17 protein-coding genes and 1 other annotated feature are annotated in these 14,599 nt (G+C 50.3%); of the genes, 15 read left to right on the top strand and 2 right to left on the bottom strand.

The annotated features are described in order from the left end of the window. Positions 1-62: 62 nt before the first annotated feature. Positions 63-992: a 6-phosphofructokinase II gene (gene pfkB, locus FDW88_RS16955; RefSeq protein WP_137363005.1), complete on the bottom strand. Its 930-nt coding sequence runs from the start codon at positions 990-992 to the stop codon at positions 63-65. A gap of 287 nt (positions 993-1,279) precedes the next feature. On the opposite strand from pfkB, the gene FDW88_RS16950 reads away from it, so the two are divergent. Together FDW88_RS16950 and FDW88_RS16945 are read left to right on the top strand one after the other, a co-directional pair. Further along, complete coding sequence (locus FDW88_RS16950) at positions 1,280-2,038, top strand: YdiY family protein (protein WP_137363004.1); 759 nt, start codon at positions 1,280-1,282, stop codon at positions 2,036-2,038. Between the two features lie 265 nt (positions 2,039-2,303). Next, positions 2,304-2,537, top strand: a complete 234-nt coding sequence (locus FDW88_RS16945; protein WP_096757255.1) for a hypothetical protein — start codon at positions 2,304-2,306, stop codon at positions 2,535-2,537. A gap of 186 nt (positions 2,538-2,723) precedes the next feature. Here FDW88_RS16945 and yniD read toward each other — a convergent pair whose 3' ends face one another. Continuing rightward, positions 2,724-2,831: a small membrane protein YniD gene (yniD, locus tag FDW88_RS16940; protein ID WP_096757254.1), complete on the bottom strand. Its 108-nt coding sequence runs from the start codon at positions 2,829-2,831 to the stop codon at positions 2,724-2,726. 305 nt (positions 2,832-3,136) lie between these two features. On the opposite strand from yniD, the gene thrS reads away from it, so the two are divergent. The 13 genes from thrS to FDW88_RS16875 all read left to right on the top strand — a co-directional run bounded on the left by thrS (position 3,137) and on the right by FDW88_RS16875 (position 14,579). Beyond that, on the top strand, positions 3,137-5,065 hold the full coding sequence (thrS, locus tag FDW88_RS16935; RefSeq protein ID WP_096757253.1) for a threonine--tRNA ligase: 1,929 nt from the start codon (positions 3,137-3,139) through the stop codon (positions 5,063-5,065). A 3-nt stretch (positions 5,066-5,068) separates the two neighbouring features. Next, complete coding sequence (gene infC / locus FDW88_RS16930; protein ID WP_071830666.1) at positions 5,069-5,611, top strand: translation initiation factor IF-3; 543 nt, start codon at positions 5,069-5,071, stop codon at positions 5,609-5,611. A gap of 96 nt (positions 5,612-5,707) precedes the next feature. Then, positions 5,708-5,905, top strand: a complete 198-nt coding sequence (rpmI, locus tag FDW88_RS16925) for a 50S ribosomal protein L35 (RefSeq protein WP_003030583.1) — start codon at positions 5,708-5,710, stop codon at positions 5,903-5,905. Between the two features lie 55 nt (positions 5,906-5,960). Then, a complete protein-coding gene (gene rplT / locus FDW88_RS16920; RefSeq protein WP_003030578.1) occupies positions 5,961-6,317 on the top strand; it encodes a 50S ribosomal protein L20 in 357 nt (118 codons plus the stop codon). Between the two features lie 120 nt (positions 6,318-6,437). Beyond that, positions 6,438-6,562, top strand: a sequence feature (Phe leader region). Next, on the top strand, positions 6,443-6,487 hold the full coding sequence (gene pheM, locus FDW88_RS16915; protein WP_001386830.1) for a pheST operon leader peptide PheM: 45 nt from the start codon (positions 6,443-6,445) through the stop codon (positions 6,485-6,487). Its footprint overlaps the feature before it by 45 nt. A 125-nt stretch (positions 6,563-6,687) precedes the next feature. Continuing rightward, positions 6,688-7,671, top strand: coding sequence for a phenylalanine--tRNA ligase subunit alpha (gene pheS, locus FDW88_RS16910; RefSeq protein ID WP_045442121.1), 984 nt, complete (start codon positions 6,688-6,690; stop codon positions 7,669-7,671). A 15-nt stretch (positions 7,672-7,686) separates the two neighbouring features. Further along, entirely contained in the window at positions 7,687-10,074 is a 2,388-nt protein-coding gene (pheT, locus tag FDW88_RS16905; RefSeq protein WP_115258661.1) for a phenylalanine--tRNA ligase subunit beta, read from the top strand. Between the two features lie 4 nt (positions 10,075-10,078). Beyond that, on the top strand, positions 10,079-10,378 hold the full coding sequence (gene ihfA, locus FDW88_RS16900; protein WP_003030571.1) for an integration host factor subunit alpha: 300 nt from the start codon (positions 10,079-10,081) through the stop codon (positions 10,376-10,378). 279 nt (positions 10,379-10,657) lie between these two features. Beyond that, positions 10,658-11,638: a vitamin B12 ABC transporter permease BtuC gene (gene btuC, locus FDW88_RS16895; protein WP_096757251.1), complete on the top strand. Its 981-nt coding sequence runs from the start codon at positions 10,658-10,660 to the stop codon at positions 11,636-11,638. Positions 11,639-11,704: 66 nt separating this feature from the next. Then, positions 11,705-12,256: a glutathione peroxidase gene (locus tag FDW88_RS16890; RefSeq protein WP_137363003.1), complete on the top strand. Its 552-nt coding sequence runs from the start codon at positions 11,705-11,707 to the stop codon at positions 12,254-12,256. Further along, positions 12,256-13,005 (top strand): vitamin B12 ABC transporter ATP-binding protein BtuD, encoded by a 750-nt coding sequence (btuD, locus tag FDW88_RS16885; RefSeq protein ID WP_117343000.1) that lies wholly within the window; start codon positions 12,256-12,258, stop codon positions 13,003-13,005. The genes FDW88_RS16890 and btuD overlap by 1 nt, the downstream gene beginning before the upstream one ends. Positions 13,006-13,082: 77 nt before the next feature. Continuing rightward, positions 13,083-13,547, top strand: a complete 465-nt coding sequence (locus FDW88_RS16880) for an NlpC/P60 family protein (protein WP_096757248.1) — start codon at positions 13,083-13,085, stop codon at positions 13,545-13,547. Positions 13,548-13,865: 318 nt separating this feature from the next. Continuing rightward, positions 13,866-14,579: an EAL domain-containing protein gene (locus FDW88_RS16875; RefSeq protein ID WP_115258658.1), complete on the top strand. Its 714-nt coding sequence runs from the start codon at positions 13,866-13,868 to the stop codon at positions 14,577-14,579. Positions 14,580-14,599: the final 20 nt, after the last annotated feature.

The raw sequence follows: 14,599 nt of genomic DNA, 5'->3' as shown, positions 1-14,599 counted from the left end.
ACGCATAACACGTATGTCGAAAGTTTTGTCGGTAAATCCCCCTGATGATGAGGGGAAGAGCATTACCGCGAAAGGTATGTGTATATTTTCTGCGTATCGTCCTGCGAGCATAAACGGGTACCCTGATTGAGGGTTGCCGCGCTACCTGCCGCTACGCCAAAACGAACAATATCGTCAAACGAAGCGTTCTGTGCCAGTTTCAGCGTCATCGCGCCGACCATGCTGTCACCCGCGCCGACGGTACTTTGGCTCTTAACCGGCGGGGGTACCACTTGTACGCAGGTTTCACCGTCAACGCCCAGTGCCCCTTGCGGTCCCAACGAAACGACAACACGTTGCGCTTTACCGCTGTGCACAATTTCCTCCGCGGCCTTACGGACGTCATCAGGTTGTGTGAGTTCGCGGTTAACCAACGCGCTGAGTTCTTTGAGGTTGGGTTTGACCAGTTCTATATTGCCGAGCGTTAATGCGGCAGTCAGTGCCTCACCTGAGCTATCAACAATGCAGCGAATGCCCTGCTTTTGTGCCGCAGTAATAAGCTGGGTGAGTTTTTCAAGCTTCACGCCGGGTGGCAGGCTGCCGCTTATCACCAGCAGCGCGCCGGACTCAATTTCCAGCACCTGATCCTGAAGCTGGTGGAACTCGTCATCGGTAAGTGTTGCCCCAGGCATAACAAATCGATACTGCTCGCCGCTGGATTCTACGTGGACGTGAAGATTTTGCCGGGTCCAGTCTTTGGCCTCTATGGTGGCGACCGGGACATTTTCATCGGCAAGCAATGATACCAGGTGTTCCCCGGTAGCGCCGCCAGCAGGAAAGATAGCCGTTGCGTTTCCGCCAAGATGAGCAATGGCGCGGGCCACGTTAATACCACCACCACCGGGTTCAAAAAACGGCGAGGTGCAGCGAAGTTTACCTTCGGGATAGATTTGCGGGGTGATTGTTGCGCTATCGAGAGAGGGCGCAAGTGTTAACGTATAGATACGTACCATCTTTACCTCCTGTTAGGCTGTCCTCAGTCTGGCACTTAATGTGACGAAAGTGAAGTAATTAACAACATGATTTATCGAATCTTTATTTAAAATTATCTCGGCAAAGATATATAAATAAAATTACGGTTTAAGAACGCTCTTATTCAAAAAATGAAATAAGAAATTATTGCTATGTTATTCGAGTCTTTTTATAATTTGTTACCTTTCAAGGGGCTTTTGTCATTGATCCCTATGAAAGTTTCCGAGACCGTAATGGTCTCTTTTTTTGTTGTACGGACTCTTTATAAATGAAGCTTTTGAAGACAGTACCCGCAGCACTCGTGCTGATGGGGGGCGTGTTTGCGTCAATGCATGCCGCCGCCGATGATTCCGTTTTTACTGTCATGGATGATCCCTCCAGCGCGAAAAAAACCTTTGAAGGTAACCTGAACGCGGGGTACCTCGCCCAGTCAGGCAACACAAAAAGTTCTTCTTTAACCGCAGATACCACCATGACCTGGTACGGTGAAACCACGGCGTGGTCTCTGTGGGGCAATGCCAGCAATACCTCGTCGAATGATGAACGCTCTTCGGAGAAATACGCCGTAGGTGGTCGTAGTCGTTTTAATATGACGGATTATGATTACCTGTTCGGACAGGCCAGTTGGTTGACCGACCGATACAACGGCTATCGCGAGCGTGACGTACTGACTGCAGGTTATGGTCGTCAGTTCCTTAATGGGCCGGTACACAGCTTCCGTTTCGAGTTCGGTCCAGGCGTACGCTATGACGAACACACCGATGGCACAACCGAAACGCAGCCGCTGGGTTATGCGTCAGGCGCTTATGCGTGGCAGATGACGGACACCACCAAATTCACACAAGGGGTGTCGGTGTTTGGTGCTGAAGATACGACGCTTAACTCTGAAACAGCGTTAAATGTGGCTATCAACGAACACTTCGGTTTGAAAGTGGCTTATAACGTCACCTGGAACTCAGAACCACCGGCTACGGCACCGGAACATACCGATCGTCGTACGACCGTTTCGCTCGGCTATCGTATGTAGTAAAAAACCGGGTCAAATAAATGGCCCGGCTTTTCCAAATAAAATTTCAGTGTTATTATTATCTGACCGGCATTTTAATTTTTTCGAAAAAAAATTTTCTTCATACTTTCTCCATAATTACTCTTTTGGGTACATATTCAATTTATTTGACACGAATTGATAAATAAATTGACTAGGAAAAAGTGTGAGCCAGATCTACACTCTTACCTACAGGCAATTAATCGCCTTCAGACCTTAGCATTAATTCAAGTAAGAGAAGATACCTATGAAAAATATCAAAGCGACGGCTGCTGTCATCGTGCTTTCTGCGCTGTCCTTCGGTGTGTTTGCAGCCGTTCCGGTCACCAACGCACCGTCTGATAACACGACACAAGTTGGCATCACGCATGCCTCTGATGTGGAAGCAGGTTCAAATATCGCTCCTGGTTCCCAGTCAACTGGCCAAAGTATGAATGATGCGTTTAATGTTCATACCCTGGTTGCTGGCGAATGGTCTTAATATCTTCATCAGTGTCCAGACGTCTATTCAGCCAAATGTCGTAATGAAAAAACCGGATATTGATGTACCGGTTTTTATTTTGTCATAAACAGTAAAGTAATACTGAAATATCTTTTTTAATTTATTGGATGCATCTGTGTACATCGCGAAATAACGCAAAGTACCATTTATTAACGGCGTGACGGTTCAACCCCAAATCATTGCTGCCCACCTTAACATCAGCATTGCCGCGCAAATGACGAGCAGTACCACAACCATTTTCCAGTGTTTTTTGGCAAAGCGATTTTTTGGCATGGTTCTTTCCTGGTCAGTAACAATGATTACCGCATAGTGTAACAAAGACGGCAGGGCGCCAGTGAATTGATTTACATCATAGATGGCGCGTTGATTGTCGCTTTGAACGACCCGTAATGCCGTGTACACTGTCAGGCGGTGTTATCAAAAAGCGGGTGTAGGTTACAGCGTTGCCAGTCAGGTAATGCGTGACATATTTCGCAGAGTGAAGCGGGAATCAGCCCACACCTTTTTGATAAATTTTAAATAGTGAAACTTTGTATGTGCTCTTACGTGTGGGGCACCACTGCAAATAAGGATATAACATGCCTGTTATTACTCTTCCTGATGGCAGCCAACGCCATTACGACCACGCTGTAAGTCCCATGGATGTTGCGCTGGACATCGGTCCAGGTCTGGCGAAAGCCACAATCGCTGGCCGTGTAAACGGTGAGCTGGTTGATGCTTCCGATCTGATTGAACAGGATGCGAAACTCTCCATCATTACCGCTAAGGATGATGAAGGTCTGGAGATCATTCGTCACTCCTGTGCGCACCTGTTAGGGCACGCGATCAAACAACTCTGGCCGCACACCAAAATGGCGATCGGACCGGTTGTTGACAACGGCTTTTACTACGATATCGATCTTGACCGTACGTTAACCCAGGAAGACGTCGACGCGCTCGAAAAGCGGATGCACGAGCTCGCTGAGAAAAACTACGATGTCATTAAGAAGAAAGTCAGCTGGTACGAAGCGCGTGAAACGTTCGTGAAGCGTGGCGAGACCTATAAAGTCTCTATCCTTGATGAAAATATTGCCCATGATGACAAGCCTGGCTTGTATCATCATGAAGAATACGTCGATATGTGCCGTGGCCCGCACGTGCCGAACATGCGTTTCTGTCATCACTTCAAACTGATGAAGACTGCTGGGGCATACTGGCGCGGCGACAGCAACAACAAGATGCTGCAGCGCATTTATGGTACTGCATGGGCCGATAAAAAAGCGCTGAGTGCCTACCTGCAACGTCTGGAAGAAGCGGCTAAACGCGACCACCGTAAAATTGGTAAGCAGCTTGACCTGTATCATATGCAGGAAGAAGCGCCAGGTATGGTGTTCTGGCATAACGATGGCTGGACAATTTTCCGTGAACTGGAAGTTTTCGTTCGTTCGAAACTGAAAGAATACCAGTATCAGGAAGTGAAAGGCCCGTTCATGATGGACCGTGTGCTGTGGGAAAAAACAGGGCACTGGGACAACTACAAGGATGCGATGTTCACCACCTCTTCAGAGAACCGTGAATACTGCATCAAGCCAATGAACTGCCCAGGCCACGTTCAGATCTTTAATCAGGGTCTGAAATCGTATCGCGACCTGCCGCTGCGTATGGCGGAATTTGGTAGCTGTCACCGTAACGAACCGTCAGGTGCGCTGCACGGCCTGATGCGCGTACGTGGCTTCACTCAAGATGATGCGCATATCTTCTGTACCGAAGAGCAGATTCGTGATGAAGTTAACGCCTGCATTCGTATGGTCTACGATATGTACAGCACCTTTGGCTTCGAGAAAATCGTCGTCAAACTCTCCACTCGCCCCGAGAAACGTATCGGTAGCGATGAAATGTGGGACCGTGCTGAAGCGGACTTAGCGGTTGCGCTAGAAGAAAACAACATCCCGTTTGAGTTCCAACTGGGTGAAGGCGCATTCTACGGTCCGAAAATTGAATTTACCCTGTATGACTGCCTCGATCGCGCATGGCAGTGCGGTACTGTACAGCTGGACTTCTCTCTGCCGTCTCGTCTGAGCGCCTCTTATGTTGGCGAAAACAACGAGCGTCAGGTACCGGTAATGATTCACCGCGCGATTCTTGGGTCAATGGAACGTTTCATTGGTATCCTGACCGAAGAGTTCGCTGGCTTCTTCCCGACCTGGCTTGCGCCGGTTCAGGTTGTAGTCATGAATATTACCGATTCGCAGTCTGAATACGTCAACGAATTAACGCAGAAATTACAAAATGCGGGTATTCGTGTAAAAGCAGACTTGAGAAATGAGAAGATTGGCTTTAAAATCCGCGAGCACACTTTACGTCGTGTCCCTTACATGTTGGTCTGTGGCGACAAAGAGGTAGAAGCAGGCAAAGTTGCCGTGCGTACCCGTCGTGGCAAAGACTTGGGCAGCCTGGACGTAAGTGAAGTTATCGAGAAGCTGCAACAAGAGATTCGCAGCCGCAGTCTTCAACAACTGGAGGAATAAGGTATTAAAGGCGGAAAACGAGTTCAAACGGCACGTCCGAATCGTATCAATGGCGAGATTCGCGCCCTGGAAGTTCGCTTAACAGGTCTGGAAGGCGAAGCTTTGGGTATTGTGAGTCTGAGAGAAGCTATCGAAAAAGCTGAAGAAGCTGGAGTAGATTTAGTTGAAATCAGCCCTAACGCCGAACCGCCAGTTTGTCGTATTATGGACTACGGCAAGTTCCTTTATGAAAAGAGTAAATCTTCTAAGGAACAGAAGAAAAAGCAAAAAGTTATCCAGGTTAAGGAAATTAAATTCCGTCCTGGCACCGACGATGGCGATTACCAGGTAAAACTCCGCAGCCTGGTACGCTTTCTGGAAGAGGGTGATAAAGCTAAGATCACGCTGCGTTTCCGCGGCCGTGAGATGGCTCACCAACAGATCGGTATGGAAGTGCTTACGCGCGTCCGTGACGATCTGAGTGAACTGGCAGTGGTCGAATCCTTCCCTACGAAGATCGAAGGCCGCCAGATGATCATGGTGCTCGCTCCTAAGAAGAAACAGTAAGGCCTTCAAGTAGCAATTCCTGTGGAGCCTACGGGCTTCGCAGGTTTTGTTCGCCTATGTTTCGTTTATTAACAATGCGAAGTGGAAGTTATTAAAATGCCAAAAATTAAGACCGTACGCGGTGCTGCTAAGCGCTTCAAAAAAACCGGTGGTGGTGGATTTAAGCGTAAGCACGCAAACCTGCGTCATATTCTGACCAAAAAATCTACTAAGCGTAAACGTCACCTGCGTCCAAAAGGCCTCGTGTCTAAAGGCGATCTGGGTCTGGTTATCGCGTGCCTGCCGTACGCATAAGCCGTTAACGTTTAATTAATTTTTTTACTAAGAATATAGATACAGGAGAGCACATATGGCTCGCGTAAAACGTGGTGTAGTTGCCCGTGCACGTCACAAGAAAATTTTGAAACAAGCTAAAGGCTACTACGGTGCGCGTTCTCGCGTATACCGCGTTGCCTTCCAGGCTGTTATCAAAGCTGGTCAGTACGCTTATCGTGACCGTCGTCAGAAAAAGCGTCAGTTCCGTCAACTGTGGATTGCGCGTATCAACGCAGCAGCACGTCAGAACGGTATTTCTTACAGCAAATTCATCAACGGCCTGAAAAAAGCCTCTGTTGAAATCGACCGTAAGATCCTGGCTGACATCGCAGTATTCGACAAAGTAGCGTTCACCGCTCTGGTTGAAAAAGCGAAAGCAGCTCTGGCATAAGCCGGTGAAAAGAGGGAGCCTGGCTCCCTCTCTTTTATTTGTAGCGTAATCAATTAGTTGACAATTCACCCGTAAGCCTTTTCAATAAAGGTTGTCCGGTTTTTACTACATAAGGTAACGCAAGCATGAATGCTGCTATTTTCCGCTTCTTTTTTTACTTTAGCACCTGAATCCGGGAGGCTAGCGCGTGAAAGAAGAAACGGAAAACAGCGCCTAAGAGCCTCCCTGGTGGAGGCTTTTTTTATACACGTAATCCTTCAAGCGGCCCCTGTATTGGCTGCATTTTGCTCTCTTGCCGCCTGGATGCAACTTGAATGATTTTGTGTATATATGAGCGACATATGAATATCGCCACACAACGAGGAAAACCATGTCACATCTCGCAGAGCTGGTTGCCAGTGCAACGGCCGCCATTAACCAGGCTTCAGATGTTGCCGCGTTAGACAATGTCCGCGTCGAATATTTGGGTAAGAAAGGGCATTTGACCCTGCAAATGACAACCCTGCGCGAACTGCCGCCTGAAGAGCGTCCGGCAGCAGGTGCGGTTATCAATGAAGCCAAAGAGCAGGTACAGCAGGCGCTGAACGCGCGTAAAGCTGATTTAGAAAATGCTGCGCTGAATGCACGTCTGGCAGAAGAAACCATTGATATCTCCCTGCCGGGCCGTCGTATTGAAAACGGCGGGTTGCATCCGGTCACACGTACCATCGACAGGATTGAAAGCTTCTTCGGTGAGCTCGGATTTACCGTGGCGACGGGACCGGAAATCGAAGATGACTACCACAACTTCGATGCGCTGAATATTCCAGGCCATCACCCGGCGCGTGCTGACCACGACACGTTTTGGTTTGACGCCACGCGCCTGCTGCGTACTCAGACCTCTGGCGTGCAGATCCGCACCATGAAAGAAAAACAGCCGCCAATCCGCATTATCGCACCGGGCCGCGTGTATCGTAACGACTACGATCAGACGCACACCCCGATGTTCCATCAGATGGAAGGCTTGATTGTTGATACCAACATCAACTTCACCAACCTGAAAGGCACGCTGCACGATTTCCTGCGTAACTTCTTTGAAGAGGATCTGCAGGTACGTTTCCGTCCTTCCTATTTCCCGTTCACTGAGCCTTCTGCAGAAGTTGACGTAATGGGAAAAAATGGCAAATGGCTGGAAGTGCTGGGCTGCGGTATGGTCCACCCGAACGTGCTGCGTAACGTTGGTATCGACCCAGAAATCTACTCAGGTTTTGCCTTCGGTATGGGTATGGAGCGTCTGACCATGCTGCGTTACGGCGTCACCGATCTGCGTTCTTTCTTCGAAAACGATCTGCGTTTCCTCAAACAGTTTAAATAAAGGCAGGATAAAACAATGAAATTCAGTGAACTGTGGTTACGCGAATGGGTAAACCCGGCAATTGATAGCGATGCGCTGTCAAACCAGATCACCATGGCGGGCCTCGAGGTCGACGGCGTTGAAGCCGTTGCCGGTGAATTTAACGGCGTAGTGGTCGGTGAAGTGGTTGAGTGCGGCCAGCACCCGAACGCAGACAAACTGCGTGTCACCAAAGTTAATGTGGGCGGCGATCGTCTGCTGGATATCGTCTGTGGCGCACCTAACTGCCGTCAGGGATTAAGAGTCGCCGTGGCGACCATCGGTGCCGTTCTGCCGGGCGATTTCAAGATTAAAGCCGCCAAACTGCGCGGTGAGCCGTCAGAAGGGATGCTGTGCTCGTTCTCTGAGCTGGGTATTTCCGATGATCATAACGGGATTATCGAACTGCCGGCGGATGCGCCGATTGGCACCGATATCCGCGAATACCTGAAGCTTGACGATAACACTATCGAAATCAGCGTTACGCCGAACCGCGCCGACTGCTTAGGCATCATCGGTGTTGCACGCGATGTTGCGGTACTGAACAAAGCCCCGCTGGTTGAGCCGGAAATCGTTCCTGTGGCGGCGACAGTTGATGACGTGCTGCCAATCCAGGTTGAAGCCGTTGACGCCTGTCCGCGCTATCTGGGCCGTGTGGTTAAAGGTATCAATGTTAAAGCACCAACGCCGCTGTGGATGAAAGAGAAACTGCGTCGTTGCGGGATCCGTTCCATCGATGCCGTGGTTGATGTGACCAACTATGTACTGCTCGAACTGGGTCAGCCGATGCATGCGTTCGACAAAGACCGCATTGAAGGCGGAATTGTTGTGCGAATGGCAAAAGAGGGTGAGACCCTGGTATTGCTGGACGGCAGCGAAGCAAAACTGAATGCGGATACGCTGGTTATTGCTGACCACAACAAAGCGTTGGCAATGGGCGGCATCTTTGGCGGAGAGCACTCTGGTGTGAATGATGAGACGCAAAACGTCCTGCTGGAATGTGCGTTCTTCAGCCCGCTGTCCATTACGGGTCGCGCGCGTCGTCACGGTCTGCACACCGATGCCTCTCACCGCTATGAGCGTGGCGTCGATCCGGCACTGCAGCACAAAGCTATGGAGCGTGCAACGCGTCTGCTGATTGATATCTGCGGCGGCGAAGCCGGTCCGGTTATCGATGTGACGACCGAAGCCACGCTGCCAAAACGCGCAACCATTACGCTTCGTCGTAGCAAACTGGATCGTCTGATTGGCCATCATATTGCCGATGAGCAGGTGAGCGATATTCTGCGTCGTCTGGGTTGTGACGTGACGGAAGGCCAGGATGAGTGGCTGGCGGTTGCACCGAGCTGGCGTTTCGACATGTCGATTGAAGAAGACCTGGTCGAAGAAATTGCCCGCGTATACGGTTATGACAATATCCCGAATACGCCTATTCAGGCAGGCCTGATCATGGGGACGCATCGCGAAGCAGATTTATCGCTGAAGCGTGTCAAAACCATGCTCAATGATAAAGGCTACCAGGAAGTGATCACCTACAGCTTCGTCGACCCGAAAGTTCAGGCGCTGCTGCATCCGGGTGAAGAAGCGCTGTTGCTGCCAAGCCCAATCTCAATCGACATGTCGGCAATGCGTTTGTCCCTGTGGACCGGCTTGCTGTCTACGGTGGTGTATAACCAGAACCGTCAGCAGAACCGCGTGCGTATTTTCGAAACGGGTTTACGTTTTGTTCCCGATACCCAGGCTAACCTCGGGATCCGTCAGGATCTGATGTTGGCAGGTGCGATCTGCGGCAACCGTCATGATGAACACTGGAACCTGGCAAAAGAGGCCGTTGATTTCTATGATCTGAAAGGCGATCTGGAAGCGGTTCTCGACCTGACCGGTAAACTGGGTGACATTCAGTTCAAAGCTGAAGCCAATCCGGCATTACATCCGGGCCAGTCTGCGGCGATTTATCTGAAAGGTGAACGTATTGGTTTCATTGGGGTTGTTCATCCTGAGCTGGAACGTAAACTGGATCTGAACGGTCGCACTTTAGTGTTTGAACTGGAGTGGAACAAGCTCGCAGACCGCGTGGTGCCTCAGGCTCGTGAAGTTTCTCGCTTCCCAGCGAACCGCCGTGATATCGCCGTGGTGGTGGCAGAAAACGTTCCCGCTGCGGATATTTTATCCGAGTGTAAGAAAGTTGGCGTAAATCAGGTAGTTGGCGTAAACTTATTTGACGTGTACCGCGGTAAGGGTGTTGCGGAGGGTTATAAGAGCCTCGCTATCAGCCTGATCCTTCAGGATACCAGCCGTACACTTGAAGAAGAGGAGATTGCCGCTACCGTCGCCAAATGTGTAGAGGCATTAAAAGAGCGATTCCAGGCATCATTGAGGGATTGAACCTATGGCGCTTACAAAAGCTGAAATGTCAGAATATCTGTTTGATAAGCTTGGGCTTAGCAAGCGGGATGCCAAAGAACTGGTCGAGCTGTTTTTCGAAGAGATCCGTCGTGCTCTGGAAAATGGTGAGCAGGTAAAACTCTCTGGTTTTGGTAACTTCGATCTGCGTGATAAGAATCAACGCCCGGGACGTAACCCGAAAACGGGCGAAGATATTCCCATTACAGCACGGCGCGTGGTGACCTTCAGACCCGGACAGAAGTTAAAAAGTCGGGTCGAAAACGCAACGCCCAAAGAAGAGTGATTTGACGTTCCGCTAAGTCACTTACGCCGCCATCAAAGCGGCAGTGAAAAGCATGACGTATATATACCCTAAATACTTCGAGTTGCAGGAAGGCGGCGACGCAGCGAATCTCCAGGAGCGTACATAAGTACGTGACTGGGGTGAGCGAGTAAAGCCAACGCACATGCGGCTGGAAGTATGACGGGTATAACTAAAAAGGCCGCTCTGCGGCCTTTTTCCTTTCCACTACCGAATCAGCGCCGTAAAATCCCCCCATCTCTTTTCAGCAGAATGGAAAACATGCTGACCTTCGCCCATCAACAACAGCGACGAAATGTACGCTGGATATTGTCTCTGTCAGCGCTGATGCTGCTGGCAACGATCCTCAGCCTGTGCGCAGGCGAACAGTGGATTGCGCCCGGCAACTGGTTTAGCGCCCGTGGCGATCTGTTCGTCTGGCAAATTCGACTTCCTCGTACGCTGGCCGTACTGCTGGTCGGTGCCGCGCTGGCGCTGTCCGGTGCTGTGATGCAGGCGCTGTTCGAAAACCCCTTAGCCGAACCAGGCCTGTTGGGCGTGTCTAACGGCGCAGGCGTTGGACTCATCGCCGCGGTGCTATTGGGGCAGGGCCAGTTACCCGGCTGGGCGCTGGGCCTGTGCGCGATTGCCGGGGCGCTGATCATCACGCTTATCCTTCTGCGTTTTGCCCGCCGCCACCTGTCGACCAGCCGTCTGCTGCTGGCGGGCGTGGCGCTGGGTATTATTTGTAGCGCCTTGATGACGTGGGCTATCTACTTCTCAACCTCTTTTGATCTGCGACAGTTAATGTACTGGATGATGGGCGGCTTTGGCGGTGTTGACTGGCAGCAGGCCTGGCTGATGGTCGCGCTGCTGCCCGTTTTACTGTGGATTTGCTGTCAGTCGCAGCCGATGAATATGCTGGCGCTGGGGGAGACGTCTGCGCGCCAGCTAGGGCTGCCTTTATGGTTCTGGCGGAACCTGCTGGTGGTGGCCACTGGCTGGATGGTGGGGGTCAGCGTGGCGCTTGCTGGCGCCATTGGTTTTATCGGCCTGGTTATCCCGCATATTCTGCGACTGTGTGGATTAACCGATCATCGCGTATTACTGCCTGGCTGTGCGCTGGCGGGGGCTATTGCATTACTGTTAGCGGATGTTGTGGCACGTCTGGTGCTGGCGTCGGCTGAACTGCCTATCGGCGTGGTAACGGCAACCATGGGTGCACCGGTATTTATCTGGTTATTGTTAAAATCCGGGCGCTAGACGTCTGCGGTTCGGACTATGATTAAACACGGAAAATTGATCGCTGACTATCCACCTGGAGATGCTATGCAAGACACTATTTTCAATACCGAAGTGACGACTATCGACGGAGATGTCGTCTCATTACAAGCGTATGCCGGAAAAGTTCTGTTAATTGTTAATGTTGCCTCAAAATGTGGATTAACGCCGCAGTATGAGCAACTGGAGAATCTGCAGAAAACATGGCACGAGCAGGGATTTACCGTGTTGGGGTTCCCCTGCAATCAGTTTCTCGGTCAGGAACCCGGTAGTGAAGAGGAAATTAAAACCTGGTGCAGTACTACCTGGGGCGTTACTTTCCCCATGTTCAGTAAAATAGATGTCAACGGCGAAGCGCGCCATCCGCTGTATCAGAAGCTGATTGCCGCCGCGCCCACCGCCGTAGCGCCAGCCGACAGTGGGTTTTATGCGCGCATGGCGAGCAAAGGGCGCGCGCCGCTCTATCCGGACGATATTCTGTGGAATTTCGAGAAGTTTTTAGTCGGGCGCGATGGTCAGGTTTTACAGCGTTTTTCACCCGATATGACGCCTGAAGACCCCATCCTTGTGGAACATATCAACGCGGCGCTGGCAAAATAATGTCTCCTTTGATGCAGCTCCAGAATGTGGCGGAATCGACCCGGCTTGGCCCGCTTTCCGGTGAGATAAGGGCCGGGGAGATCCTACACCTTGTCGGACCCAACGGCGCAGGAAAAAGCACGCTGCTGGCGAGGATGGCGGGGTTAACGACCGGTGAAGGAACCATCGTGTTGGGTGATGTGCCGCTCGATGACTGGCCTGCGGCAAAACTGGCGCAACATCGCGCTTATCTTGCGCAACAACAAAACCCCCCGTTTGCCATGCCAGTTTGGCATTTTCTGACGCTGCATCAGCCTGATAAAACGCGTACCGATTTGCTGCAGGAGACGGCCGACGCGCTTGGGTTGGGTGATAAACTTGGACGTGGGTCGAATCAGCTTTCTGGCGGCGAATGGCAGCGGGTGCGTCTTGCGGCGGTAATACTGCAAATTTGTCCGCAGGCTAATCCGCACGGCCAACTGTTGCTGTTAGATGAACCGATGAACAGTCTGGATGTTGCGCAACAAAATGCACTGGACCGCCTATTGGGCCGACTCTGTCAGCAGGGAATTGCAATTGTGATGAGCAGTCATGACCTGAACCATACGTTGCGTCATGCGCACAAAGCCTGGTTACTCAAGCGCGGGAAGCTGCTGGCCAGTGGTACACGCGATGCGGTGCTGACGCCGGCTAATCTCTCTCAGGCTTATGGCGTAAACTTCCGTCGTCTGGATATCGAAGGCCACAGAATGCTCATATCAACCACTTAAGTTAAATGGGCTCTTGAAAACCCCATTATTTCCACGCTAAATTGGCGCAAGAATAAAAAATAGAGGATTCGTCCTGCATGCGTTTTTGGCTTCTTTTTATCACAGCTTTGTTTTTGGCAGGGTGCAGTAGCCATCGCGCTCCCGCACCCAATGCCCGGTTATCGGACTCTATCGCCGTGATTGCCGGTCTTAACGACCAGTTACAGCACTGGCGTGGTACACCTTATCGTTATGGAGGAATGAGCCGGAGCGGCGTGGATTGTTCTGGCTTTGTACTGATGACGATGCGCGATAAATTCGACCTGCAATTACCACGCGATACGCGCACGCAGTCAAAGATTGGTACCGAAATTGATAAAGATGAATTGCTGCCAGGCGATCTGGTTTTCTTTAAAACCGGATCGGGTGAAAGCGGGCTACACGTCGGTATTTACGATACCAATAATCAATTTATTCATGCCTCCACCAGTCGTGGCGTGATGCGCTCCTCGCTTGATAATGTCTACTGGCGTAAAAATTTCTGGCAGGCGCGACGTATTTAAATCTCCCGGGTGATGGGGCTGGTCATGTATGAAGCAGCTCCATCATCGCCATTTAAAGTCAACTTTCACTTCAGCTGCTGCACTGACAATAACCCTGTGCATTAAGAGAGTATTTTGCTAAAAATATGATTTATGCCGAGTTATTAAAAAGTACAAAGCTGGATATTAGCTTATAATCAGGATAAGCTAAAAAAAAGGATTCGATTTACTGGCTAAAAAGGGAAAAATGAAAGAGCCTCAATTTGCATCTGATGTGACGTATTTTTCCATCCTTTGCTACAGGATGCCGGATTACACCCATGCAGCGGGGCTGGCACAATGATAGTTTCACTGGATAATCTTTATCATTCTGAGTTCTCTTTTCTTCCTGCGAGAAGTGCAGGAGGCGATCTTAAATACGTAGACATCATCACCCATTTTGTTAGTCCTGACGGCGTAGTGCATATGCCATCAGGGTTGGTCATACCTCGGATGTCGGACGATGAGCAGCGTCGTTTATTTAGCGAAAAACTCGAATTAATCGAAACATGCCAACATTTTTTTATTCAACGCAACATTTCTGCGTGGCTTAATTTAACTCCAGCAGTCGCTAATACTTTATTATTAGATGCAGAATATGCTTCGCGTATTGAACGATTTTCATTTATTGAATTAACCATTAATGAAAGTTTTCCCGAGTTAAACAAGGGTAAAGAAAATCCAATACTGGCGGCATTAGCGGCGCGATTTCCATTAGTCTTGACCAACTTTGGTGCGCCAGGCATATCCACGCGTGCAATTTTTGATGGCCTGTTCAAACGTGTCGTACTGGATAAACACTTTATTCAACAACGTATTACGCAAAATTCGTTTGAGCCTTTTATGCGCGCTATTCAGGCACAAATATCCCCAGACTGCGAATCAATAATCATCAGCGGCATTGATACGCAGGAGATGCTCGAACGGGTATTGCCCCTGGGATTCAGCGCCATGCAGGGTGCGCTATGGCCAGCTGTCTTACCCGCGCAGATAACCTCATTGATGCAAGGATAACCCTTGCATTTGCCGGTGTT

The sequence above is a fragment of the Citrobacter sp. wls829 genome, assembly GCF_005280825.1.
In the GTDB taxonomy this organism is placed as follows: domain Bacteria; phylum Pseudomonadota; class Gammaproteobacteria; order Enterobacterales; family Enterobacteriaceae; genus Citrobacter; species Citrobacter gillenii.
Note: the sequence above shows the minus strand (reverse complement) of the source record. Positions and strands in the feature narration are given on the sequence as shown.

Coding starts and splice junctions, on each gene's coding strand:
- pfkB (WP_137363005.1), bottom strand. CDS start 992: ATGGTACGTATCTATACGTTAACACTTGCGCCCTCTCTCGATAGCGCA.
- FDW88_RS16950 (WP_137363004.1), top strand. CDS start 1,280: ATGAAGCTTTTGAAGACAGTACCCGCAGCACTCGTGCTGATGGGGGGC.
- FDW88_RS16945 (WP_096757255.1), top strand. CDS start 2,304: ATGAAAAATATCAAAGCGACGGCTGCTGTCATCGTGCTTTCTGCGCTG.
- yniD (WP_096757254.1), bottom strand. CDS start 2,831: ATGCCAAAAAATCGCTTTGCCAAAAAACACTGGAAAATGGTTGTGGTA.
- thrS (WP_096757253.1), top strand. CDS start 3,137: ATGCCTGTTATTACTCTTCCTGATGGCAGCCAACGCCATTACGACCAC.
- rpmI (WP_003030583.1), top strand. CDS start 5,708: ATGCCAAAAATTAAGACCGTACGCGGTGCTGCTAAGCGCTTCAAAAAA.
- rplT (WP_003030578.1), top strand. CDS start 5,961: ATGGCTCGCGTAAAACGTGGTGTAGTTGCCCGTGCACGTCACAAGAAA.
- pheS (WP_045442121.1), top strand. CDS start 6,688: ATGTCACATCTCGCAGAGCTGGTTGCCAGTGCAACGGCCGCCATTAAC.
- pheT (WP_115258661.1), top strand. CDS start 7,687: ATGAAATTCAGTGAACTGTGGTTACGCGAATGGGTAAACCCGGCAATT.
- ihfA (WP_003030571.1), top strand. CDS start 10,079: ATGGCGCTTACAAAAGCTGAAATGTCAGAATATCTGTTTGATAAGCTT.
- btuC (WP_096757251.1), top strand. CDS start 10,658: ATGCTGACCTTCGCCCATCAACAACAGCGACGAAATGTACGCTGGATA.
- FDW88_RS16890 (WP_137363003.1), top strand. CDS start 11,705: ATGCAAGACACTATTTTCAATACCGAAGTGACGACTATCGACGGAGAT.
- btuD (WP_117343000.1), top strand. CDS start 12,256: ATGTCTCCTTTGATGCAGCTCCAGAATGTGGCGGAATCGACCCGGCTT.
- FDW88_RS16880 (WP_096757248.1), top strand. CDS start 13,083: ATGCGTTTTTGGCTTCTTTTTATCACAGCTTTGTTTTTGGCAGGGTGC.
- FDW88_RS16875 (WP_115258658.1), top strand. CDS start 13,866: ATGATAGTTTCACTGGATAATCTTTATCATTCTGAGTTCTCTTTTCTT.